Raw genomic sequence first — 22,628 nt, 5'->3', positions numbered from 1 at the left:
CGGAGAGCTGATGGTAGGGGGCTTCCGGCACCCGTGACAGGGAACCGCCGGAAAACTACCGTCAGCGGGACCGGGCAGGCGCGCCCACGCTGTGTCCGCCGTGGAGACGCCTTCCCGGGATTCCGCGCCTGAACCTGTTATTCCGCGAGCGGGAGTTGGGTGACGAGCAGCTTTCCGGCCATGGTCACTCCGCCGTCCATGGCGATGGCCAGCCCGTCCGCGTAGATGTGCGGGCCGGTGACGTCGGGGCCACTGTCGTCGTCCTCGCTGCCGACCTCGCCCAGCAGGTACGGGATGGGACTGTGGCCGTGCACGATCCGCTCGCCGCCGAAGGCGCCCAGCAGTTCGCGGACGGTGTCCACCCCGGTGGTCTCGTCCCGGAAGGCGAACCGCTTGGTGAACTTGCGGAACAGGTCCCAGGTGACGTCCGCGTCCGACTCCTGGAGCGCCACGGTGACCGCGTCGTTGACGGCCTCGATGGTGTCGCCGTACTCCAGGTAGCAGGTCGCGTCGGAGTGCACCAGCAGGTGCCCGTCGGCCAGGGCCATCGCGTCCAGCCGCGCCATCCACTGCACGTGGTGGTCGCGCAGCCGCTCCATGTCGGTGCGCTGACCGCCGTTGAGCAGCCACGCGGCCTGGAACGACGCCGTCCCCGCACCGGAGTTGACCGGGGTGTCCCCGAACCGCTTCGCCCCGATCAGGAGCAGTTCGTGGTTGCCCATCAGCGCCTTGCAGTAGCCCCCGGCCGCCGCCGCCTCGGCGGAGAGCTGCATCACCAGCTCGATGACGCCGACCCCGTCCGGCCCCCGGTCGGTGAAGTCGCCGAGGAACCACAGCCGGGCGTTGCCCGCGATCCAGTGGTCCTCCGCGTCGATGATCCCGACGGCCGCCAGCGCGGCGCGCAGCTCGTCCAGATAGCCGTGCACGTCACCGACGACGTACAGCGGGCCGTCCCCGTCCTGCCGGGCCGCCGCCTGGGCGGTCGCCTGCCCCGGGAGGTCGACGAGGGTCGGCTCACGCGGTGCCGCGCCCGCCCCGATGACGGGCATATCGCGCTTGGTCGGGGTGTACTCGGGCAGCTCCTCGGACGCCGGGCTCCCCGGGTGCGCCCCCGGCGCGTGCGCGGGCGGAGCGGGGGCCGTCTGCGGATCCGGCGCACCCGCCGGGGGGTAGGCAGCGCCGGGGCGAGCCGGAGCCTGACCCGTGGCCCCCGCTCCCGCGCCCCGCGGGGAGGAAACGCCCGCCGCCGACGGCCCGGCGGGAGACGGCACCGCGGCGGACGCCCCGGGAACCGGCGCCCCGGAGGAGACGGCGGGAACAGAGGGAACTGAGGGAACTGAAGGGGGAGAAGGAACGGAAGGAGGGGTGGGGCGCGTGGCGGACGGGCGGCCCGTGGCGGACGGGCCCGCCGTGGCACGAGTCGGTGCGGCGGGGTGCGGGGGCGGCGCGGTGCGGGCGGAGTGCGCGGGATCGCGCTGGCCCGGATTCCGCGCCTCCGGCTGCCCGCCCCGCGCGGGCCGGGGGGCGCGCTGGTGCAGCGCCAGGGTGTCGTCCGGCAGTCGGCCGTCGGCTCCGGTCGGAGCCGGGGCCGACGGTCGCGGCAGCCCCGACGGCCCCGCTGGAACCTCGCGTTCGCCCCCGGTGGCCTGCGGCGACGGCGTACCGCCCCGAGCCGGGGCGCCTTCGGGCGCCGCGCCAGGCGAGGGGACCGCGCGTTCCGGTTCGGCGCCCGGTCCCGTACGCGCGCCGTGCGCTCTCACCCCGCCGTGCCATACGTCGGGTCCCTGACCGGCCCCCTGAGTCATCGACCCCTCCACCATCGCGCCGCCGCCGTGCATCTGTCGGACCTCCGCCCGCACCTGTCGGTCTGGCGGGACTCCCAGGTCGGGAGCCGGTCCCGATGTCGCCCGCCCATCATAGGAACGCCGGTCCCGACGTGCGACGCACCTGGGGGGTGCCATTTGACGGGCTGGGGCAACCCGAGGTGAATTCCTCCGGAATTCTCCGGCTCCCGCCCGCCGTCCGGCCCGCTGTCCGGCCCGCGACGCCGTCGTACCGTCTCGCGACGCCCGCCGCCGCCGGACCCGCGACGCCGTCGCCGCCCCATGGTCCACCGGCCGGGCCCGCCGCGCCACGGCGGGTCGCCGCCACCCCAACTCCCGGGCCTCGGCCCGCTGTCGGACAGCTCTCAGCCCCCGGGATCCGCGCCGCCCCGTCCGGTCCCGCGCCACAGCCCGCGTGACCGCCGAAACCCGCGGCACCCCCGAAACCCGGAACCGAACCCGGGACCCGGCCGGGCTGTCCGCTCTCCGCTCTCCGCTCTCCGCTCTCCGCTCTCCGCTCTCCGCGAGATCCTCGCGCCCCGCCCCGAGGCGACGCCGCCAGCCAACTGGGCGGCGGCGCGGTCCTTCGCGGCGAGCGGCTCCCCCGGCGGGGAACGGCTCAGGGGCGACGGCGGGCGAACTCGGGCGCGGTGCGGGCGCGTCGGGACTCCCGCCGAGGACCGCGGTCGCGGAACCGGCCCGGGGTCACTCGGCGGGCGGGGTGCGCGGGGGCTGGACGACCCTGCTGGACGGCTGACGCCGCTGTGAGGAGGTACGGACGATCAGGTCGGTCGGCATCACCTGACGCACGGGCTGGCCGGTGTCCACCCCCTCGATCGCGTCGATCAGCAACTGGATGACGGTGCTGCCGATCCGGCCCGGCTTGAGGGAGAGCGTCGTGATCGGGGGTTCGGTGGTGGCGTAGACCGTGGACTCGCTACAGCACACCAACAGCAGGTCCTCCGGCACCCGCAGGCCGTACCGGCGGGCGGCGGCCAGCAGGTCGGTGCCGTTCGGGTCGAAGAGGCCGTACACCGCGTCCGGACGGTCGGGGCGGGCCAGCAGCCGGTCTGCCGCGACGGCACCGGCGCACGGATCGTGCGCGGGATAGCACTCGTAGACCGGGTCCTGCCCGGCGCGACGGCACCAGTCCAAATAGGCCGAGGTCGACAGCCGGGTGTAGGTGTCGGTGCTGGTACCGGTCAGCAGGCCGATCCGGCGGGCCCCGGCGTCGGCGAGGTGGTCGAGCAGCCCCGTGACGGCCGCCTCGTGGTCGTTGTCCACCCAGGCGGTGACCGGCAGCGCCCCGCTCGGCCGCCCGTCCGAGACGACGGGCAACCCGGAGCCCACCAGCTCCTTGACGACCGGGTCCTGGTCCGAGGGGTCGATGACGACGGTGCCGTCCAGCGCGACGTTCGACCAGACGTCGAAGGGGCTGTGCAGGGAGGTCGCGGGCAGGATGACCAGCGCGTAGCCCCGGTCGAGGGCGGCGGAGGTCGCGGCCCGGGCCATCTCGGCGAAGTACGCGAACTCCGTGAAGGTGAACGGTTCTTCGCCGTACGTGGTGACCGTCAGGCCGATCAGCCCGGACTTCCCGGTACGGAGGGTGCGGGCGGCGGCCGACGGGCGGTAGCCGAGGCGGTCGGCCACCTCACGGACGTGGCTGCGGGTGGTGTCGGGGAGCCGCCCCTTGCCGTTCAGGGCGTCGGAGACAGTCGTGATGGAGACACCAGCCGCCGCGGCGACGTCACGAATACCCGCCCGTCCGCTCTGGCGGCTTCCGGTCCGGGTCGCGCGAGGCTTCGGCGCGCGGCTCACCTGATGCTTCTCTGCTGTCATGGCGACCCGATCGTAGGCCCGCGAACCACCGGTGCCAGGCACCTCGAGCCGGTCGACGGAAGTCACGATTCTGCAAGAGCTTTCCCGCCCGACGACCATGGAAAGACGGGAACTTGCAGGGACTCCCGGGAAAAGGGACGGATCACCGGGGAGGCGCGCGGTGGTTTCCCGGGCCCCGAGCCCACTCGTATCTCACTCGCACGAGCGACGCGCGCTCCCGCGCCCACCACGGCGCGACAGCGGACGGGACAGATCACAGAACGCCCCATACGCCCACGGCCGGAATCCTCTTAGGGTGAAGAGTATTGGCGGCACCGCCGCGTCAGCCCGCCCGAGCCCGGAAGACCACCGGGGAGGGAACGACGGGACCGACGGCGCGGCGGGCGGGACGGAGGACAACGGGGGACAACGGGGGAACACGGTGGAACGGCCAAGGGGAACCCTCTGGCCAGCGAGGCCAGCAAGGAGAAAGCAGCGAGTAACGGATGATAACGGTAAGTAAGCGTCGATAAGGGCGGGTTCCGGCCAGGCTCCACAGCGGGCACCATGCACCGGAGACCACCGGAGAGACCGGACACCACCGCGGACACCCCGAACCGGCCGAACAGCCGGACCCGACCGTAAGCGACCGGCCACGACCAGGAACGACCGCCAACACCGCCACCGCGAGGGTGCCGGACACCGGACCGGCGTCCGCACCCGTACGGCGCGGACGACCGCGAAACGGAACAGCGCAGCACCATACGGAAACGGCCAGAACAGATCACCAGGGCGGCGCGGACCGGACCGGTCCCGCACCGGCCAGCACGGACCAGCGCGTGGGCCCGGAACGACCGGACACCCGAAGATCCGTCTCCGGGAACCCAGTGACATCGGACACACCAGACAAGCCAAACGCTTCAGTCGCTCCGGCGGGGCAGCGGAACACGCTGGCCGGGCCGGGCCGCGGTCAAGGAGGACAGAGGACAGTGGTGAGCGAGAACACCCCGAGGTTGCGCGAGGCACTCAACGGCATTCCGGCGTACAAGCCAGGCAAGCCCGCGGCGGCCGGTGGACCGGTCTCCTACAAGCTGTCGTCGAACGAGAACCCCTACCCGCCGCTGCCTGGAGTGCTGGAGTCCGTCACCGGCGCCGCCACCGCCTTCAACCGCTATCCGGACATGGCCTGCACCGGGCTGATAGCCGAACTGGCGCGGCGCTTCGACGTACCGGCCGAGCACCTGGCCACCGGCACCGGCTCGGTCGGCGTCGCACAGCAGCTGCTCCAGGCCACGGCGGGTCCGGGCGACGAAGTGATCTACGCCTGGCGCTCCTTCGAGGCGTACCCGATCATCACCCAGATCTCCGGTGCCACCTCGATCCAGGTGCCGCTCACCCCGGACGAGGAGCACGACCTGGACGCGATGGCGGAGGCGATCACCGACCGCACCCGGCTCATCTTCGTCTGCAACCCCAACAACCCCACCGGCGCCGCCCTCGGCCGCGCCGAACTGGAGCGGTTCCTCGACCGTGTCCCCACCGACGTGCTGGTGGTGCTGGACGAGGCGTACCGCGAGTTCGTCCGCGACGAGCGGGTGGTGGACGGCATCGAGCTGTACCGGGACCGCCCCAACGTCTGCGTGCTGCGCACCTTCTCCAAGGCGTACGGCCTGGCCGGGCTGCGGGTCGGCTTCGCCGTGGCGCACGAGCCGGTGGCCGCCGCGCTCCGCAAGACCGCCGTGCCGTTCGGGGTGAGCCAGCTCGCGCAGGACGCGGCGGTCGCCTCGCTGAGCAACGAGGAGGCGCTGCTGGAGCGGGTGGACGCGCTGGTCGCGGAGCGGACCCGGGTGCACGCCGAACTCACCGCGCAGGGCTGGACGGTGCCGGTGTCGCAGGCCAACTTCGTCTGGCTGCGGCTCGGTGACCGGACCACGGAGTTCGCGGAGATCTGCGAGCGGGCCGGAGTGATCGTGCGCCCCTTCGCCGGTGAGGGGATGCGGGTGACGGTGGCGGAGACGGAGGCGAACGACCTCTTCCTCAAGGCCGCGGCCAGCTACCGCGCGAGCCTCCCCGCCGACGCCCGCTGACCGACCCCCAGCCCTCACCAGCGCCCACCCTCCGCTCTTCCGCGCGGACCGGCACCCGTCGGTCCGCGCACCCTTCTCCGGAAGTCCGGAGCCTCCGGCGCACCCCGGCGCCGCTCCGGCACGCCCGGCGCCGCGGCCGACCGCCGCCGCCCGCCCGGAGCCTTCGGTTTCTCTCGTTCCTCCGGTTTATCCCGGTTCCTCCCCTGGCTTCGGGCCGCCGCGTCTCCGCTCACGGCTCGGTGTCGGGCTCGCCCGCCACCTCCTCGTCACGCTCGTCACACTCCGCTACTTCACACTTCTCTCCGTGATGACTCGCGGCCCGGGCGGGCTCGCGAAGTGATCACCGGCGCGGACGGGAGGGGCGAGCGGGGCGCGAGCGGGAGCCGGAATCCCGCGTGGGGGCGGGAAGTTCGGAGAAGGCCTCGCGTCCGTTCCGTCCGGCTGTCGGGGGCTTGCGCACGGGAGGGCACCCCCGCCCGTATGTCCGAATCCGGGGTGGGCCATACTGCTGCTTGTGAATGTGAATTCATTCACGACCGCCCTCGGTGTGCGTTCATATCCGGCGATATCCGGTGAGCATCGGCATCGGGAGCGGGCGGAACGGCGCGCGGCCTAAGGAGAGCCCCGTGGATCTAGCTCTGGCGCCGGAGACCCTGGCGCGTTGGCAGTTCGGCATCACGACCGTCTACCACTTCCTGTTCGTCCCCCTGACGATCTCCCTGGCGTCCCTCGTCGCCGGGCTCCAGACGGCGTGGGTGCGGACGGGCAAGGAGAAGTACCTCCGGGCCACCAAGTTCTGGGGCAAGCTCTTCCTGATCAACATCGCGATGGGGGTGGTCACCGGCATCCTCCAGGAGTTCCAGTTCGGGATGAACTGGTCGGACTACTCCCGGTTCGTCGGGGACGTCTTCGGTGCGCCGCTGGCCTTCGAGGCCCTGATCGCCTTCTTCTTCGAGTCGACCTTCATCGGGCTGTGGATCTTCGGCTGGGACAGGCTGCCGCAGAAGCTGCACCTGGCGACGATCTGGATGGTGGCGATCGGCACCATCCTGTCCGCCTACTTCATCCTGGCCGCGAACTCCTGGATGCAGCACCCGGTCGGCTACCGGATCAACGAGGAGGCCGGACGGGCCGAACTGACCGACATCTGGCTGGTGCTGACCCAGAACACCGCCGTCGCGCAGTTCTTCCACGCGATCACCGCCGCCTTCCTGACCGGCGCGGCCTTCATGGTCGGCATCGCCGCGTACCACCTCATACGCCGTCGGCACATCCCCGTGATGCGCACCTCGCTCCGGCTGGGGCTGATCACGATGGTCGTCGCGGGCGCGCTCACCGTCGTCAGCGGCGACCGGCTCGGCAAGATCATGTACGAGCAGCAGCCGATGAAGATGGCAGCCGCCGAGGCGCTGTGGGACACCGAGGCGCCCGCGCCCTTCTCCCTCTTCGCCTACGGCGACGTGGACAAGGGCCACAACTCGGTCGCCGTCGAGGTGCCCGGGCTGCTCTCCTTCCTCGCGCACGACAACTTCAGCGAGTCGGTGCCCGGCATCAACGACACCAACGAGCAGCTGCGAGAGCGGTACAGGGACACCGTCGGACTGGACGACTACCGGCCCAACATCCCCGTCGCCTACTGGTCGTTCCGCGCCATGATGGGCTTCGGCATGGTCTCCCTCGCGCTCGGCGCGATCGGGCTCTGGCTGACCCGCACCTCCTTCTGGCGCGCGCCCGGGCTGCGGACCACCGCCGAGGAGGTGCCCCGGCTCGCGCTGACCCGCACCCGCGAACTCGGCCCCACCCTGACCCGCTGCTACTGGCGGCTGGCGCTGCTGACCATGGCGTTCCCGCTGATCGCCAACGCCTTCGGCTGGATCTTCACCGAGATGGGCCGCCAGCCCTGGGTGGTCTACGGAGTGCTGCCCACCGCCTCCGCCGTCTCCCCCGGCGTCTCGCAGACCGAAGTGATCATCTCGCTCTCCGTCTACACCCTGCTGTACGCGGCGCTCGCCGTCATCGAGGTACGGCTGCTGGCGAAGTACGTGAAGGCGGGCCCGCCCGAACTGTCCGAGGACGACCTCTCGCCACCCACCCGGATCGGCGGGGACCGCGACCCGGACCGCCCCATGGCCTTCTCGTACTGACCCCCACCCACCCCGTGCCCTGAGAGGAGCGCGTGCCGCCATGGAACTGCACACCCTCTGGTTCGTCCTGATCGCCGTCCTGTGGACCGGCTACTTCTTCCTGGAGGGCTTCGACTTCGGCGTCGGCGTCCTCACCCGGCTGCTCGCCCGCGACCGGCCCGAGCGACGCGTGCTGATCAACACCATCGGGCCCGTCTGGGACGGGAACGAGGTGTGGCTGCTCGCGGCGGGCGGCGCGACCTTCGCCGCCTTCCCCGAGTGGTACGCCACCCTCTTCTCCGGCTTCTACCTGCCGCTGCTCGCCATCCTGCTCTGCCTGATCGTCCGGGGCGTCGCCTTCGAGTACCGGGCCAAGCGCGAGGAGGAGCGCTGGCAACGGAACTGGGAGTGGGCGATCTTCTGGACCTCGCTGCTCCCCGCGTTCCTGTGGGGAGTGGCCTTCGCGAACATCGTGCGCGGGGTGCCGATCGACGCGGACAAGGAGTTCGCCGGAACGCTGCTCGACCTGCTCGGCCCCTACGCCCTGCTGGGCGGCGCCACCACACTGACCCTCTTCACCTTCCACGGCGCGGTCTTCACGGCTCTCAAGACGGTCGGCGACATCCGGCTGCGGGCGCGCCGTCTCGCCACCGCGCTCGGCGCCCTGACGGCGCTGTTCGCGGCGGTCTTCCTCAGCTGGACGCAGCTGCGGGACGGGAACACGGCCAGCCTGCTCACCCTGCTCCTCGCGGTGGCCGCGCTGCTGGCCGCGCTCGGCTCCAACGTGGCCGGACGCGAGGGCTGGTCGTTCGGCTACTCCGGGGTGACCATCGCGGCGGCCGTGGCGACGCTGTTCCTCGCGCTGTTCCCGGACGTGATGCCCTCCACGCTGCGCCCGGAGTGGAGCCTCACCGTGGAGAACGCCTCCTCCAGCCCGTACACGCTGACGATCATGACCTGGTGCGCGGGGATCGCCACCCCGCTCGTCGTGCTGTACCAGGGCTGGACGTACTGGGTGTTCAGCCGGCGCATCGGCGTGCACCACCTCGCGCCCCCAGCGCACGGCGCCGCCACCCCCGCCCCGGCCCTCCCCGTTCCCGCCCCCGCGCGGGCCGGCGCCCCGGCCGACGGTGCGGGCGCCACCGCCGGGCGACCCGGCGCGTCCGGGACCGGGACCGCCGGGACCGCCGGGGACGACAACCCAGGCCGACGGCGGAACTGAGGGAGGCGCCGTGCGACCCGTCGATCCGCGTCTGCTCCGGTACGCCCGCGCGACCCGGGGCTTCCTGGCGGCCTCCGTGGCGCTCGGGCTGCTCGGCGCGCTCCTCGTCATCGCCCAGGCGACACTGATCGCCGAGATCGTGGTCCGCGCCGTCGACGAGGGCGCGGACGCCGGGGAGCTGCGCGAGCCGCTGCTGCTGCTCGCCGCCGTCTCGCTCGGCCGCGCGCTGGTCTCCTGGCTGACCGAACTCGCCGCGCACCGCAGCAGCGCCGCCGTCAAGTCGGAGCTGCGCACCCGTCTGCTGACGCACGCCACCGCGCTCGGACCCGGCTGGCTCAGCCAGCAGCGCACCGGCGAACTGGCCACCCTCGCCACCCGGGGCATCGACGCGCTGGACGACTACTTCGCCCGCTACCTGCCCCAACTCGGGCTGGCCGTGGTGGTACCCGTCGCGGTACTGGCCCGCGTCGTCGGAGCCGACTGGATCTCCGCCGCCATCATCGCGGGCACCCTGCCGCTCATCCCCGTCTTCATGACGCTGATCGGCTGGGCCACCCAGGCCCACATGGACCGGCGGTGGCGTCAACTCTCCCGGCTCTCCGGGCACTTCCTGGACGTCGTCGCCGGGCTGCCCACCCTGAAGGTCTTCGGACGGTCCGGGGCGCAGGCCGCCGGAATCCGCGCCGTCACCGCCGACTACCGGCGCGCCACCCTGCGCACCCTGCGGCTCGCCTTCCTGTCCTCCTTCGCGCTGGAACTGCTCGCCACCATCTCCGTCGCCCTCGTCGCCGTCAGCATCGGAATGCGGCTGGTGCACGGCGAACTCGACCTGCGCACCGGGCTGGTGGTGCTGATCCTCGCGCCCGAGGCGTACCTGCCGCTGCGGCAGGTCGGCGCCCAGTACCACGCGGCGGCCGAGGGGCTGGCCGCCGCCGGGCAGGTCTTCGACGTGCTGGAGGCTCCGCCGCGCCGGGGCGGCGCGCGGCAGGACGGCACCGCCCAACTGCCCGCTCCCGACGTACGGTTCGCGCCGCTCACCCTGGACGGCGTCACCGTCCGGCACCCGGGCCGGGACCTCGACTCGCTGTCCCGTACCAGCCTCACCGTCCATCCCGGGGAGACCGTCGCCCTGGTCGGCCCCTCGGGTGCGGGCAAGACCACGCTGCTCAACACCGTCCTTGGCTTCGAACAACCGGCTGCCGGGCGGGTGTTGGTGGACGGCACGGACCTGGCCGCGATCGACCCGGCCTCCTGGCACCGGCAGATCGCCTGGCTGCCGCAACGACCGGGGCTGTTCGCCGGGACCGTCGCGGACAACGTGCGGCTCGCCCGGCCCACCGCGAGCGACCCGGAGGTCGCGGAGGCGCTGCGGCAGGCGGCCGCCGAGGATGTCTCCCCCACGACGGTGCTGGGCGAGCGCGGCGCCGGTCTCTCCGCTGGTCAGCGCCAACGGGTGGCGCTGGCCCGGGCGTTCCTCGCCGACCGGCCGCTTCTGGTACTCGACGAGGCGACCGCCGCACTGGACGGCGCCACCGAGGCCGCCGTGGTGGACGCCGTCCGCCGACTCGCCGCCGGGCGCACGGTGTTGCTCGTCGCGCACCGTCCCGCACTGCTCGGGATCGCCGACCGCGTCGTGCGCCTCGCGCCCGCCACACCCCCCGTCCCGGACGCGAACGGGCCGGTGCGCGCGGGCACGTTGGCGGAGGCGACGGCGGACGCGGGGACGGGCGCGGACCCGGACCCAGGCGCGGGCGCGGACGCCCGTGCCGCTTCCCGGAAGGCCGACACGGACCCCGCCAAGAGCGGGGACGCGAGCGGGGACGGAACCGCCGACGGGGACGGACGTGTGGGCGGTCCGCTGGCCCAGGTCCGCGCCGCCGCACGCCCGTTGCGGGGCCGTCTGGCGCTGGCGCTGCTGCTCGGGGCCCTCGCGCTGGGCAGCGGCGTCGCGTTGATGGCGACCTCGGGCTGGTTGATCTCCCGCGCCGCCGAACAGCCCCCGGTGCTCTACCTGATGGTGGCCGTCACCCTGACCCGCGCCTTCGGTATCGGACGGGCGGTCTTCCGCTACGGCGAGCGCCTCGTCTCCCACGACGCGGCCCTGCGCGTCCTGGCCGACCTGCGCGTCCACGTCTACCGGCGGCTGGAGCGGCTCGCGCCCGCCGGGCTGCGGGGCAGCCGGGACGGCGATCTGCTCACCCGGCTGGTGCGGGACGTCGAGGCGCTCCAGGACTACTTCCTGCGCTGGCTGTTGCCCGCCGCCGCCGCGCTCGTCGTCAGCCTCGCGGCCGTCGGGTTCACCGGCTGGCTGCTGCCCGAGGCCGGGGCGCTGCTCGCCGTCGGGCTGCTGCTCGCCGGTGTCGGCGTACCCGCGCTGACCGCGCGGCTCTCCCGCCGTACCGAGGGCCGACTCGCCCCCCTCCGCGGCGACCTGGGTACCCGCGTACTCGATCTGCTCACCGGCACCGCGGAGTTGACCGTCTACGGCGCGCTCGGCGCCCGGATGCGGACGGCGGGCGCCGCCGACGCCCAGCTCACTGGGCTCGCCGCCCGCTCCTCGGCGCTGACCGGCCTGGCCGCCGGGCTCAGCGCCCTCACCGCCGGACTGACGGTGACCGCCGTGGCCTGGGTGGGGGTCACCGCCGTCGCGAACGGCCAGCTGGAGGGGGTGTGGCTGGCGGCCGCGGTGCTCACCGCGCTCGCCGCCTTCGAGGCCGTCACGGGTCTGCCGCTCGCCGTCCAGCAGCGCCAGCGCACCCGCCGCTCGGCGGAGCGCGTACGGGAGGTGCTGGACGCGCCCGACCCGATCACCGAACCCCAGGACAGCGGCCGGTCGTTGACCGCTCCGGAGGACGCGTCGGAGGGTTCGTCCCTCCGGCCGGGCCACACCGGTGCGTTGACGCGGACCACTGGCGCGGCGGAGCCGCCCGTCTCTCCGTTCCCGCTCTCGGTGCGCGGGCTGACCGTCCGCCACCCCGATCAACCCGCCCCGGCACTACGGGACTTCAGCCTGGAGCTGGAGCCGGGTCGGCGGGTCGCGGTGCTCGGCCCCTCGGGTTCCGGCAAGACCACGCTGGCGCACGCCCTGTTGCGCTTCCTCGACCCGGAGGACGGCACCTACCTGCTCGGCGGGGTGCCCGCCGGACGGCTCCCCTCGGACGCGGTCCGCCGGTTCGTCGGGCTCTGCGCCCAGGACGCGCACCTCTTCGACAGCACGCTCCGGGAGAACCTGCGGCTGGCACGCCCCACCGCCGGGGACGCGGAGCTGCGCGCCGCGCTGGCCGCCGCACGGCTCGACGACTGGGTCGGCACCCTGCCGGAGGGGCTGGACACGGACGTCGGGGAGCACGGCGCCCGGCTGTCCGGGGGGCAGCGGCAGCGGCTCGCCCTCGCCCGGGCGCTCCTCGCGGACTTCCCCGTGCTGGTCCTGGACGAACCGGCCGAGCACCTGGACCTGCCCACGGCGGACGCGCTCACCGCCGACCTGCTGGCGGCGACGGAGGGCCGCACCACGGTGCTGATCACCCACCGTCTCCAGGGGCTCTCCACGGTGGACGAGGTGATCGTCCTGGACCGCTCGGGCCGGACCGCGCAACGCGGGACGTACCGCGAACTCGCCGCATCCGAGGGGCCATTCCGCGCGATGCTGGACCGCGAGGCGGCCGTCGCCGCCCCTCCGGAACCGGACGGGCCGGGGCCACGTGGACCGGCCCCGGAGCGGGAGCCCCGCCGACCGGACACCCGGCAGCTGGGCCCCCGCGCGCCGGTCGCGTGAGACGGCCGCACGGACCGGACGGGCCGAGGCACCGAGGGCGAGGGCGAGGATGCCTGGGGGCCGGGATGCCCGGGCACCAGAGGCCGGGGCGGTGGCGGTGGGTCAGCGGGGCAGCAGGGACTCGATGACCTGGGCCACGCCGTCCTCCTGGTTGGAGGCGGCCTGGTGGGTGGTCGAACGGCGCACCAGGGGATGGGCGTTGGCCATGGCGTAGGAGGTACCGGCCCAGCTCAGCATCGCCAGATCGTTGGGCATGTCCCCGAAGGCGACGACCTCCTCGGGTCGGATGCCGCGCTCGGCGCAGCAGTCCGCGAGGGTGCTGGCCTTGCTGACGCCGCGCCCGCTGATCTCCAGGAACGACATCTCGCTGGACCGGGTGAACTCTGCGTGCGCGCCCGCCACTTGACGTGCCAGCTCCAGGAACTCGTCCGGTTCCAGCTCCGGATGGTAGGCGAGCAGCTTCAACACCCCGTCGTACCCGGCGCCGTGGAGGTGGACGCTCCCCTCGGCGGGAACGGGACCGCGCGCCGCGCGCTCGGCCGCCGCACCGCCCCCGTCGGCCGCGGCCTCCAGCACGGCGTCGGCCTCCACGTCCGGCACGGCACCGGTTGCCGCGTCGTCGGACACCGCCTCACGGGGTGCCGCGTCGCGGAGGGGGGTGGCGGCCGGGCCCGACCGCGCATCCGTCTCCGCGAGGGCCGGTGTCGAGGGAGCCGCGGCGCCCGGAAGCGTGCCGCCCGGGTGGGTGGCCGTCGTCTCGGTGGCGAGGAGCTGCTCGACGGGGGTGAAGACGTGCGCCGGGTCCGCGAAGAACGGCGGGTAGCCGGGCTCGTACCGGATGCCGCTGACCCGCTCGACGGCGAAGGTCACCCCGGGCATCGCCGCGCGCAGCGCGTGCACCACCGTCAGCGCCTCGGGCTCGCCCAGGGGTCGCAGCTCCACGACACGGCCGCCCCCACGGAGGTCCACGAGGGCGGCGCCGTTGCCGCAGATCGCGAGCCCGTGCTCATGGACGTGGCGGCTGACGACGTCCATCCAGCGGGGCGGGCGCCCCGTGACGAAGAACACCTCGATCCCCGCGACCTCCGCCGCCGCGAGCGCGGCCAGGGTGCGCGGGGACACCGTGTGGTCGTCCCGCAGCAGGGTGCCGTCCAGATCGGTCGCGATCAGCCGGGGCCGCGCCACTCCACCGGGCGGAACCACCGGGCTGGTGTGGGCACGGGGACCGCCGGGCGCGGACGGCCCGGGCGTGGGCGATCCCGGGGCGGGCGCCGGGGAGCGGGGGAGCGGGGTGGCGGACAGGGCCGGTGACGGGTCCGGGGCGGGGTGGGAAGACGGGTGAGTCACGGCTCCATCCTGACGCATATCAGAACAGAGGTGCGGAGACGTACGTCCGGGACGCGGCTCCCCACCTCCTCCACCACGCGCCAGCCGCCCCGGAACCCGCCCGGCCGGCCCCGCCGTGCGGCCCGCACAGCGACCGCCCCACGCGACTCCGCACGATTCCGCCCGGCCTCCCCGTACCGCGCGCGCTCGGTGACCGAGCGTGCGGACGCTCGCGCGGAGTGACCGGACCCGCGCGCTCCGTGTCGTTATCGCGGTAGTTCGCCCCTCAGTACTCCATAGCGTCCCTTTATGCCGTATAGAGGAGAGTAGAGAGGAGCGGAGGCCGATCCGAAAGCCACCGGCCGTCGGGCGGAGCTGGGAGACGGACCGTGGCAAGGGCCGAGACCGATGGCCACGGACGACCTTCCACCCCGCTGACCAGGAGAGACGGTCTCCGTCCCGGGAGGCCCGGCGGGACCGCGACGGGTTGGTCCGGAGCCATCGGCGGAACAGCCCGTCGCCGACCGTCGCCGATCCGTTCCGAGGAGAGCCCCATGGCGCGCACCCGCTTCGCCCCCGACCGGGGACTGACCCGCCGCATGGTGACCACCATGTTCCTGATCGGGCTGCTCTACGTGGTCTTCGTGGGCGTGCTCATCGCGGTGCTGGGCCGGGCCTGGCCGCTGATCCTGGTGTTCGCGGGCGGGCTGTTCGTCGCGCAGTTCTGGTTCAGCGACCGGATCGCGGCCTTCAGCATGGGCGCCCGGGAGGTCACCCCCGCCCAGGCCCCCGAACTGCACGGCGCCGTCGACCGGCTCTGCGCGCTGGCCAACATGCCCAAACCCCGGGTGGCCATCGCGGACACCGACGTGCCGAACGCCTTCGCCACCGGCCGAAACCAGCGCAACTCCATGGTGTGCGCGACGACCGGCCTGCTGCGCAGGCTCGAACCCGAGGAGCTGGAGGGCGTGCTCGCGCACGAGCTGTCGCACGTCGCGCACCGGGACGTCGCGGTGATGACGATCGCCTCGTTCCTCGGCGTGCTGGCCGGGCTGATGACCCGGGTCGCGCTCTTCAGCGGCCTGGGGCGCTCCCGGGACAACAACGCGAACCTGCTGCTTCTGCTGATCCCGCTGATCAGCGTCGTCGTCTACGTCATCAGCTTCCTGCTGACCCGGCTGCTCTCCCGCTACCGCGAGCTGTCCGCCGACCGCGCGGGCGCCCTGCTGACCGGGAGGCCCTCGGCGCTCGGCGCCGCGCTGACGAAGATCAGCGGCGAGATGTCGCGCATCCCCACCCGGGACCTGCGGCAGGCCGAGCCGTTCAACGCCTTCTACTTCGTGCCCGCCCTCTCCGGGCAGAGCATGGCAACGCTGCTCTCCTCCCACCCGCCGCTGGAGCGCCGCCTCGACCAGCTCGGGCGGATATCCAGCCAGCTCGGCCAGTGAGGAACCGCGCCCGGCCGCCCGTCCGTCCCGCCTCCCGTCCCCGATCCCTCCCCCCCCCGTTTCCGCCCCCTTCCGCCGTCGCGGGTGGGAGCCCTCCGCCACTGACGACCTCCCCTCCACCGGGGGCCTGGCCCCTCCACCGGACGAAAGGCAGGGATTCCCGTGGGTTTCCTCGACTCGATCCTGGGCCGCAGCAAACCGGCCCGCCCCGACCTCGACCAGCTGTTCTCCCTGCCCTCAGCGGCGTTGACGCTGAAGGCGGGGGTGGGCCTCGAACCCACCGGGGTGGGCGCGGTCTGCTTCGCCAGCGTCGAGGGCGGAGCCTTCATCCAGCTCCAGCACGAGGTACGGGAGTTGCTGAACACCGACGTGGAAAGCGGCGGTATCCCCGTCGAGTTCACGCAGGACGAGTACGGGTACACCTGGCTGCTCGCCCGGCAGGAGCGCGGCGACACCTCGTCCCTCGTCACCGATCTGCACGCCGTGAACTCCCTGCTCACGGAGGCCGGGTTCGGACCCCAACTGCTCTGCTCCCTCGTGGAGTTCGACGAGCCGGAGGGGGACCGCACACTGGCCCTCGTCTACCTCTACAAGCGGGGCAGCTTCTACCCGTTCGCCCCGCTCCCCGGCGCCACCGAGAAGCGCGACAACGCGCTGGAGCTCCAGGTGCGCGGACTGCTCTCCAAGGAACTGCCCCTGGAGAAGGACCTCTCCCGCTGGTTCCCCGTCTGGGGCGCCCCCGGCCTCTGACCCTGGCCACCGCCACCCCGAGGTCACCGCCCCCGTCCCGACCCTCCGGCCACGCCAGCCCGAGAGGCCAACGGGTCGGCGATGCGGCGGGACGGCTGGTCGTCGGTCGTCAACCGGCCGTCGGCAGGGTGTAGTCGAAGGTGTAGGCGATGGACCGCTCACCGTGCCGGGCCACGAACTCGCCGGTGCCCCGCAGCCCGGTGAGCGCCCCCGTGCCGGAGCCGGAAACCACCTCGAAACGGCAGCTGACCGTGGACTCCGCGTCGAAACCGCCCCGCTCCTCGACCACGAAACTCCCCTCGCGCCCGTCGAGTTGGCCCACGAAGCGCTGCATCCCGGTGAAGGTCCCGGTCGCCCCCGCGACCCGGTCGTCCCCCGTGGGCTCGTCGACGTAGACGATGCTGTACTCGCAGGTGGTGTCCGGCGCCACGATGCCGCCGCGGAAACTGTTCACGACCGAGGCGTGGGCCATCCTCGGACGGGCCTCCTCGGAGCCGAGCACCGTCTCCCGCCAGTCGGCGTACCCGAAGCGCCCGCCGGTGCGGACGGCCCCCGGCTCGGTGGCGGACGCGGGCTCGGTGGCGGACGCGGTGCTGGTCCCGGCACCGGACTCGGCGGTGGGCGCGGTGACGGCTTCGGCTCGGACGGTACGGGTCTCGGACATGGCTCGCCTCTCTCACTCGCCGTGCGGCCTCTCCGCCCGGCGCTCTGACCAGCCTGATCGCCGTACCTGACACCTTCTGACAGGTACGGCGCACAATGGCGTCATGCGCGCCGACCGACTGCTCTCCCTGCTCCTGCTGTTGCAGAACCGCGAGCGGATGACCGCGCCCCAGCTCGCCGCCGAGCTGGAGGTCTCCGTCCGCACCGTCTACCGGGACGTCGAGGCGCTCAGCGCCTCCGGCGTCCCCGTACGGGCGGAGCGCGGGCCCGAGGGCGGCTACCGGCTGATGGACGGCTACCGCACCCGGCTCACCGGGCTCACCGACGCCGAGGCCGGATCGCTCTTCCTCACCGGCGTCCCGGGACCGGCGCGCGAGCTGGGCCTCGGCGCCGCGCTCACCACCGCCCAGCTCAAACTCCAGGCCGCCCTGCCGAACGCCCTCGCCGAGCGCACCCGGCATATCCAGGAGCGCTTCCACCTGGACGCCCCCGGCTGGTTCCGTGGGGCCGAGCGGCTGCCCCATCTCGCGACCGTGGCCCAAGCCGTCTGGGACCAGAGGGAGTTGCGCGTGCACTACCGGCGCTGGCGGGGCGAGGTCCACCGGGACCTCCGGCCGCTCGGCGTCGTCCTCAAGGGCGGGATCTGGTACCTCGTCGCCACCCCCGCCCCACGTCCCGCTCCCGGCCCCGGCCAGTCCGCCGCACCAACCGACGAACCAGCCCACGCACCAGCCCACGAACCCGGCAACGGGACGGACCCGCATCGGAGTTCGCCGAACGACGACGCTCCCCCGGTGCGGACCTACCGGATAGCGCGGCTCCTCGCCGCCGAACCGACCGGCGCGACCTTCGACCGCCCCACCGGGTTCGACCTGGCCGCCCACTGGACGGAGTCCACTCGCCGTCTGGAGGCCCAACTCCACCAGGACACCGCGCACATCCGCCTCTCGTCCCGGGGACAGCGGCTGCTGCCGATGCTGTTCGGGGCGGTCGGTGCCCTGGCCCTGGACCACGCGGACCCGCCCGGCCCCGACGGCTGGGCGGAGGTCCAACTGCCCGTGGAGTCACGGCACATAGCCGTCGGGGATCTGCTCCGGCTCGGCGTGGAGGTCGAGGTGCTGGGCCCGCCCGCGCTCCGCGAGGCACTGGCCGAGACCGTCGCCGCGCTCGCCACCCGCTACCGCGCGGGACCACTCACCCCACGAGCCTGACCCCGGACGAACGACGGCGGAACGGCCGACAGCGGACAGCGGACGGAACGGGCCGCGGGGGCCGCTCTCCACCGAACACCCAGTTCACCAGCGGAGACTGGCCGCCGCAGGACACCGCGCCAGGCACCCGCCGGAACCGGCCACCGTGACCCGGTACCGGCACCGGCACCGGCACCGGCACCGGGTACACGAAAGCGTCCGTGAGCCCCCCGGGGGAGAAGGGCTCACGGACGCGATCGCGGACGCGGGGGTCGCGTCTGGCTCCGCACACGTGGTGCGAGGTGCGGTCCTTGCCGGAGTGCCAGAAGTCTCCGACCGGGACGGGAGTCAGCTTAGACACAGTTGGTCGCTGTACGCCACCTTCCGGTCACTCTGAGTTGACGTTGTTCGGCCTCAGCGGCTCGTGACACCAAGGGAGTTGGCCGGACGACGCGACGCACACCACCCCCGCCCCGGCTCCACCTCGCGAACTCGACGCGCACGAGCGTCCATTCGCGCCCCATGAGCCCACCCGGCGCCCCTCGACGACGGGTCGGCCGACGCCGGACGCCCGTCCACCGCACGAGCACCACCGCCACCGGTCACGGCTCGCGACGACCGGACGACGGCCCACCGCGACGCGGGAGACCCGCTCGTCACACCCGTGACCCCGCGAACTCCCGTGCGATGCCGTCAGATTCCGCTTCGTGGTTGTCCGGTAGGGACTTTCGGGTATGCCCGAAAGTCCTGGAACACCCCAGGATCACCGTGCACGCTGTACCTGCCGTCCCCGAGGCGAACACGGGGACACGGAGGGGTACCGCCCCGACCGGCGGTACGACGAAGGGGGAGTCCCTGAATGCGCACATCACAGAAGGCGGCGGCCTACGCCTGCGCCGCACTGATCGCAAGCGGCGGCCTGGCGACGGGCGCCAACGCCGCCCAGACCGGGACGAGTTCGGAGCCGACGGCACGGAATGCCTCGACCGTCTGCGAGCGGTACACAGGTCCGTACGCGCGGTGCGGGTCCGCCTCCAAGGGGCGCACCCAGGCCGCCTACGTCGAGAGGGGCGACAAGATCGACATCGTCGACCGCTTCAGGAACGGCCGGTCGACGAAGGTGGTGCTCCACGTCAAGGGCAGCGGGAAGGCGACCTTCTCCAGCAAGGGCAAGGCACGCAGGATCGTTGACCGGAACTACACCGAGGGCAAGAAGGTCCGCATCATGGTGTGCACCTCCTTCAGCAAGAAGGCCAAGTGCTCCGGCTGGAGCGGCTGGGGGCGGACATGAGCCACCGCACCGCGACCGCCGGGAAGTTCGCCGCCACCGCCTGCGCGCTGGCCGTGACCACCGGCGGGCTCGCCGTCACCGCGGGCTCCGCCACCGCCCAGGAGACCTCCCACCAGCGGACCACGGCGGGACCGCTCGCGGGGCCGCTCACGGAGGCGAAGAAGACGCGCTGCTACACGCGCCCGACGCCCAGCATCACCGCCGGATGCGCGAAGTCCAAGAAGATCCGGACCTTCGCCTGGTTCGACCCCGACGGGGACGACGTCAGCGTCCTGGACCACTACAGCAACGGACGGTCCACCAAGGTGCTGCTCAAGGTCGAGGGGTACAAGGTCAGGACCTACAGCAGCAAGGGCAAGACCATGCGGGTCATCAACCAGAACTTCCGCGAGAACCGGATGGTGCGCATCAAGGCGTGCACCTCCTTCAGCAAGAAGGCGAAGTGCTCCGGCTGGAGCAGGTGGTCCTTCACCTGATCGCTCAACGCGGGCGCGCCGGCCGGTAGTTACCGGCCGGCGCACCCGCTGAGGGGAGACAACGCCCATGAACGCCAAGGGAAAACGCACCGTGGCGGCCTGCGCCGGTGCCCTGATGGTGCCCACACTCCTCACCGTGCCCGCGATCGCGGCCCCGGGGAACGGGACACCGCAGCCGAGGAAGACCACCTGCGAGACGGTGTCGACCCAGCCGGCCGCCTTCTGCCGCAGCTCTGGGTCGAACGTGACGCAGGTGACGTACGTCGAGAAGGGCGACAAGATCAAGATCCTCGACCGGTATCAGAACAACCGCTGGACGAGGGCGATCGTGCACGTCAAGGGGCACTCCAAGAAGGAGTACAGCAGCAAGGGGAAGCGGCACCGGACGGTGGACAAGAACTATCCGGAGGGCCTGTCCGTCCGCGTCAAGGTCTGCACCTCGTGGACGAAGAAGGCCAAGTGCAGTGGCTGGTCACGGTACTTCGCCACCTGAGAATCGGACCATCCTCAACCCCCGTCCCCCCGGGCGACGTCCGGGCGACCGCCCCGAGCGGCCGCCCGGACGTCGCCGCGCACCCCGTCCCAACGGCCTTCCGTGGCCCCCGAGGCGCGCGGGACGAGGCGCGCGGGATCAGCCGCCGACGGCGTGGACGCCGCCGTCCACGTGCACGATCTCGCCGGTGGTCTTCGGGAACCAGTCGGAGAGCAGCGCCGTCACCGCGCGGGCCGCGGGCTCCGGGTCCCGCACGTCCCAGCCGAGCGGCGCCCGCTCCTCCCACACCTCACGGAAGAGGTCGAAGCCCGGGATGGAGCGGGCCGCCGTGGTCCGTACGGGCCCTGCCGCCACCAGGTTGCAGCGGACACGGTGCGCGCCCACCTCGCGGGCGACGTACCGCGAGGTGGACTCCAGCGCCGCCTTGGCGACGCCCATCCAGTCGTAGGCGGGCCAGGCGATCCGCGAGTCGAAGTCGAGCCCGACGAGGGCACCGCCCCGCTCCCGCATCAGCGGCAGCACCGCGTGGGCGAGCGAGCGCAGCGAGTAGGCCGACACCTCCAGCGCGGTGGCCACCGACTCCCAGGGGGTGTTCAGGAAGCCGCCGCCCAGCGCGTCCGGCGGAGCGAAGGCGATCGAGTGCACGGCACCGTCCAACCGGGCGTCCGCACCGAGGAGTTCACGGACGCGTGGGACGAGGTCGGCGAGGTGCGCCGGGTCGCGTACGTCGAGTTCGAGCACCGGGGCCGGATCGGGCAGCCGCGCCGCGACGCGTTCGACGAGGCCCATCCGCCCGTAACCGGTGAGCACCGCCTCGGCCCCCTCCCGCTGCGCCAGCCGCGCGGTGTGGAAGGCGATGGACGATTCCATGAGAACGCCGGTGACCAGCACCCGTTTCCCCGCGAGCAGTCCGCCCATGTCCCCGCCCCCCAGCGGAAATCGGCCAATACCGCGCGGATACTAGCACGACCGTTCGCCCTTTTTTATGCTCGTCGCTACGCTCCGCCCGCGCATGAGAGGACACCATGGCGCCTACTCCGCACCCGTCCGGCGACGGCCCGCGTCGGGACGGTCCGAACCAGCGCTTCAAGGACGAGCTCGACCGGCTCATCGACGAGCGGCTGTTCCCCGACGAGCACCCACCGAGCGCGCCCGGGCCCGCCACCACGTCCGGAGCCAGCGGCGTCTCCGGTTCCGCTGGCAGCTCCGGGTCCAGCACGGCTCCCGCCAGCACGACGGCCGATTCCGGTCCTGTTTCCGGTTCCGGTTCCGGTTCCGTTTCCGGAGACCGGGCCGGGGCCGGAGCGGGGCGCGCCAGGGCGGGCGAACCCCGGACGACCGGCGAGCGGGGCACGGCGGACGAGACCCCCGAGGCGAGCGAGGCGGATGACGCGGACGAACCGGAGATAGCGGGCGCCCGATCCGGGCACTCCCCCGCACGGCTCTCCCCGACCGGGTAGCCGCACCCCGGCACCGCACCGTACGCGGCGCCGGAACCCCGCACTGACACACGGTCTCAAGGGAGAGACACCATGGACCTGCTGGAGTTCGACAAGACCGCCGTCCTGGAGACGGTCCGCCTGGCCTCGGAGCACGACCTCACGGACCTCACGGCGCCCACCCCCTGCGCCGACTGGACGCTCGGCCAGCTGCTCTCCCACATGGCGGGACAGCACCACGGATTCGCCGCCGCCGCGCGCGGAGACGGGGGCGAGGCGAGCGTCTGGGAGGACCGCGCGCTGGGCGACGATCCGCTGGGCGCCTACCGCGCCGCCGCCGAGACGGTGCTGGCGGCCTTCGCCGAACCCGGCGTGCTGGAGCGGGAGTTCCAGATCCCCGAGATCACCCGGGCGATCACCTTCCCGGGGCGGATGGCCGTGGGCTTCCACTTCCTGGACTACGTGGTCCACGGCTGGGACCTCGCCAGGACGCTCGGCACCGAGCTGAAGCTCCCCGGCGAACTGCACGGCGCGGTGCTCGCCGTCGCCCAGCAGGTACCGAACGACGAGAGCCGACTGGGACCGAACGCCCTCTTCGCGCCGAGCCTCACCCCCGCGCCGGGGGCAGACCCCCTCGACCAGACCCTGGCGCTGGTGGGCCGTTCACCGGACTGGATCCCGCCCCGCCGGTAGCTCCGGCGACA

General features: G+C 73.0%; 17 protein-coding genes. 12 read left to right on the top strand and 5 right to left on the bottom strand.

Going from position 1 to position 22,628, the window contains the following annotated elements; translation table 11 throughout:
- Positions 1–137: 137 nt before the first annotated feature.
- Together E0L36_RS27800 and E0L36_RS18950 are read right to left on the bottom strand one after the other, a co-directional pair.
- Positions 138–1,271, bottom strand: coding sequence for a metallophosphoesterase (locus tag E0L36_RS27800; RefSeq protein WP_308416833.1), 1,134 nt, complete (start codon positions 1,269–1,271; stop codon positions 138–140).
- 1,257 nt (positions 1,272–2,528) lie between these two features.
- The gene (locus tag E0L36_RS18950) at positions 2,529–3,662 is read right to left on the bottom strand and encodes a LacI family DNA-binding transcriptional regulator (protein WP_180930319.1); all 1,134 of its coding nucleotides are present in this window, start codon (positions 3,660–3,662) and stop codon (positions 2,529–2,531) included.
- Between the two features lie 971 nt (positions 3,663–4,633).
- Between E0L36_RS18950 and hisC the strand changes: the two genes are divergently transcribed.
- The 4 genes from hisC to cydD all read left to right on the top strand — a co-directional run bounded on the left by hisC (position 4,634) and on the right by cydD (position 12,848).
- Positions 4,634–5,728: a histidinol-phosphate transaminase gene (gene hisC / locus E0L36_RS18945; protein WP_180930318.1), complete on the top strand. Its 1,095-nt coding sequence runs from the start codon at positions 4,634–4,636 to the stop codon at positions 5,726–5,728.
- A 626-nt stretch (positions 5,729–6,354) separates the two neighbouring features.
- Positions 6,355–7,872, top strand: a complete 1,518-nt coding sequence (locus tag E0L36_RS18940; RefSeq protein WP_180930317.1) for a cytochrome ubiquinol oxidase subunit I — start codon at positions 6,355–6,357, stop codon at positions 7,870–7,872.
- A 40-nt stretch (positions 7,873–7,912) separates the two neighbouring features.
- The gene (gene cydB, locus E0L36_RS18935) at positions 7,913–9,073 is read left to right on the top strand and encodes a cytochrome d ubiquinol oxidase subunit II (protein WP_180930316.1); all 1,161 of its coding nucleotides are present in this window, start codon (positions 7,913–7,915) and stop codon (positions 9,071–9,073) included.
- Positions 9,074–9,083: 10 nt separating this feature from the next.
- The gene (gene cydD, locus E0L36_RS18930; protein WP_180930315.1) at positions 9,084–12,848 is read left to right on the top strand and encodes a thiol reductant ABC exporter subunit CydD; all 3,765 of its coding nucleotides are present in this window, start codon (positions 9,084–9,086) and stop codon (positions 12,846–12,848) included.
- 102 nt (positions 12,849–12,950) lie between these two features.
- Here cydD and E0L36_RS18925 read toward each other — a convergent pair whose 3' ends face one another.
- Positions 12,951–14,051, bottom strand: a complete 1,101-nt coding sequence (locus tag E0L36_RS18925) for an HAD hydrolase family protein (RefSeq protein WP_180930314.1) — start codon at positions 14,049–14,051, stop codon at positions 12,951–12,953.
- A gap of 677 nt (positions 14,052–14,728) precedes the next feature.
- Here E0L36_RS18925 and htpX point away from each other — a divergent pair.
- Both htpX and E0L36_RS18915 read left to right on the top strand, forming a co-directional pair.
- On the top strand, positions 14,729–15,622 hold the full coding sequence (gene htpX / locus E0L36_RS18920; RefSeq protein WP_180930313.1) for a zinc metalloprotease HtpX: 894 nt from the start codon (positions 14,729–14,731) through the stop codon (positions 15,620–15,622).
- A gap of 162 nt (positions 15,623–15,784) precedes the next feature.
- Positions 15,785–16,372 (top strand): hypothetical protein, encoded by a 588-nt coding sequence (locus E0L36_RS18915; protein WP_180930312.1) that lies wholly within the window; start codon positions 15,785–15,787, stop codon positions 16,370–16,372.
- A gap of 109 nt (positions 16,373–16,481) precedes the next feature.
- Here the strand turns inward: E0L36_RS18915 and E0L36_RS18910 are convergent, their stop codons facing one another.
- Positions 16,482–17,036: a DUF3224 domain-containing protein gene (locus E0L36_RS18910; protein WP_180930311.1), complete on the bottom strand. Its 555-nt coding sequence runs from the start codon at positions 17,034–17,036 to the stop codon at positions 16,482–16,484.
- 103 nt (positions 17,037–17,139) lie between these two features.
- Between E0L36_RS18910 and E0L36_RS18905 the strand changes: the two genes are divergently transcribed.
- From E0L36_RS18905 to E0L36_RS18890, 4 genes are all read left to right on the top strand, one after another.
- Positions 17,140–18,246: a YafY family protein gene (locus E0L36_RS18905; RefSeq protein WP_180930310.1), complete on the top strand. Its 1,107-nt coding sequence runs from the start codon at positions 17,140–17,142 to the stop codon at positions 18,244–18,246.
- An 838-nt stretch (positions 18,247–19,084) separates the two neighbouring features.
- Entirely contained in the window at positions 19,085–19,516 is a 432-nt protein-coding gene (locus tag E0L36_RS18900; RefSeq protein WP_180930309.1) for a hypothetical protein, read from the top strand.
- Positions 19,483–19,992 (top strand): hypothetical protein, encoded by a 510-nt coding sequence (locus E0L36_RS18895; RefSeq protein WP_180930308.1) that lies wholly within the window; start codon positions 19,483–19,485, stop codon positions 19,990–19,992. The genes E0L36_RS18900 and E0L36_RS18895 overlap by 34 nt, the downstream gene beginning before the upstream one ends.
- A gap of 67 nt (positions 19,993–20,059) precedes the next feature.
- Positions 20,060–20,485 carry a hypothetical protein gene (locus E0L36_RS18890; protein ID WP_180930307.1) on the top strand — a complete coding sequence of 142 codons (426 nt, stop codon included), beginning with the start codon at positions 20,060–20,062 and terminating at the stop codon, positions 20,483–20,485.
- Positions 20,486–20,623: 138 nt separating this feature from the next.
- Here the strand turns inward: E0L36_RS18890 and fabI are convergent, their stop codons facing one another.
- The gene (gene fabI / locus E0L36_RS18885; RefSeq protein WP_180930306.1) at positions 20,624–21,403 is read right to left on the bottom strand and encodes an enoyl-ACP reductase FabI; all 780 of its coding nucleotides are present in this window, start codon (positions 21,401–21,403) and stop codon (positions 20,624–20,626) included.
- A 107-nt stretch (positions 21,404–21,510) separates the two neighbouring features.
- Here fabI and E0L36_RS18880 point away from each other — a divergent pair, with 107 nt between their 5' ends.
- Together E0L36_RS18880 and E0L36_RS18875 are read left to right on the top strand one after the other, a co-directional pair.
- The gene (locus E0L36_RS18880; protein WP_180930305.1) at positions 21,511–21,945 is read left to right on the top strand and encodes a hypothetical protein; all 435 of its coding nucleotides are present in this window, start codon (positions 21,511–21,513) and stop codon (positions 21,943–21,945) included.
- Positions 21,946–22,017: 72 nt separating this feature from the next.
- Positions 22,018–22,617, top strand: coding sequence for a TIGR03086 family metal-binding protein (locus E0L36_RS18875; protein WP_180930304.1), 600 nt, complete (start codon positions 22,018–22,020; stop codon positions 22,615–22,617).
- Positions 22,618–22,628: the final 11 nt, after the last annotated feature.

Origin of the sequence: Streptomyces sp. AJS327, assembly GCF_013450295.1 — a bacterium.
Classification (GTDB): Bacteria; Actinomycetota; Actinomycetes; order Streptomycetales; family Streptomycetaceae; genus Streptomyces.
The sequence above is the reverse complement of the archived record's forward strand: the minus strand, read 5'-3'. Positions and strand labels throughout refer to the sequence as shown.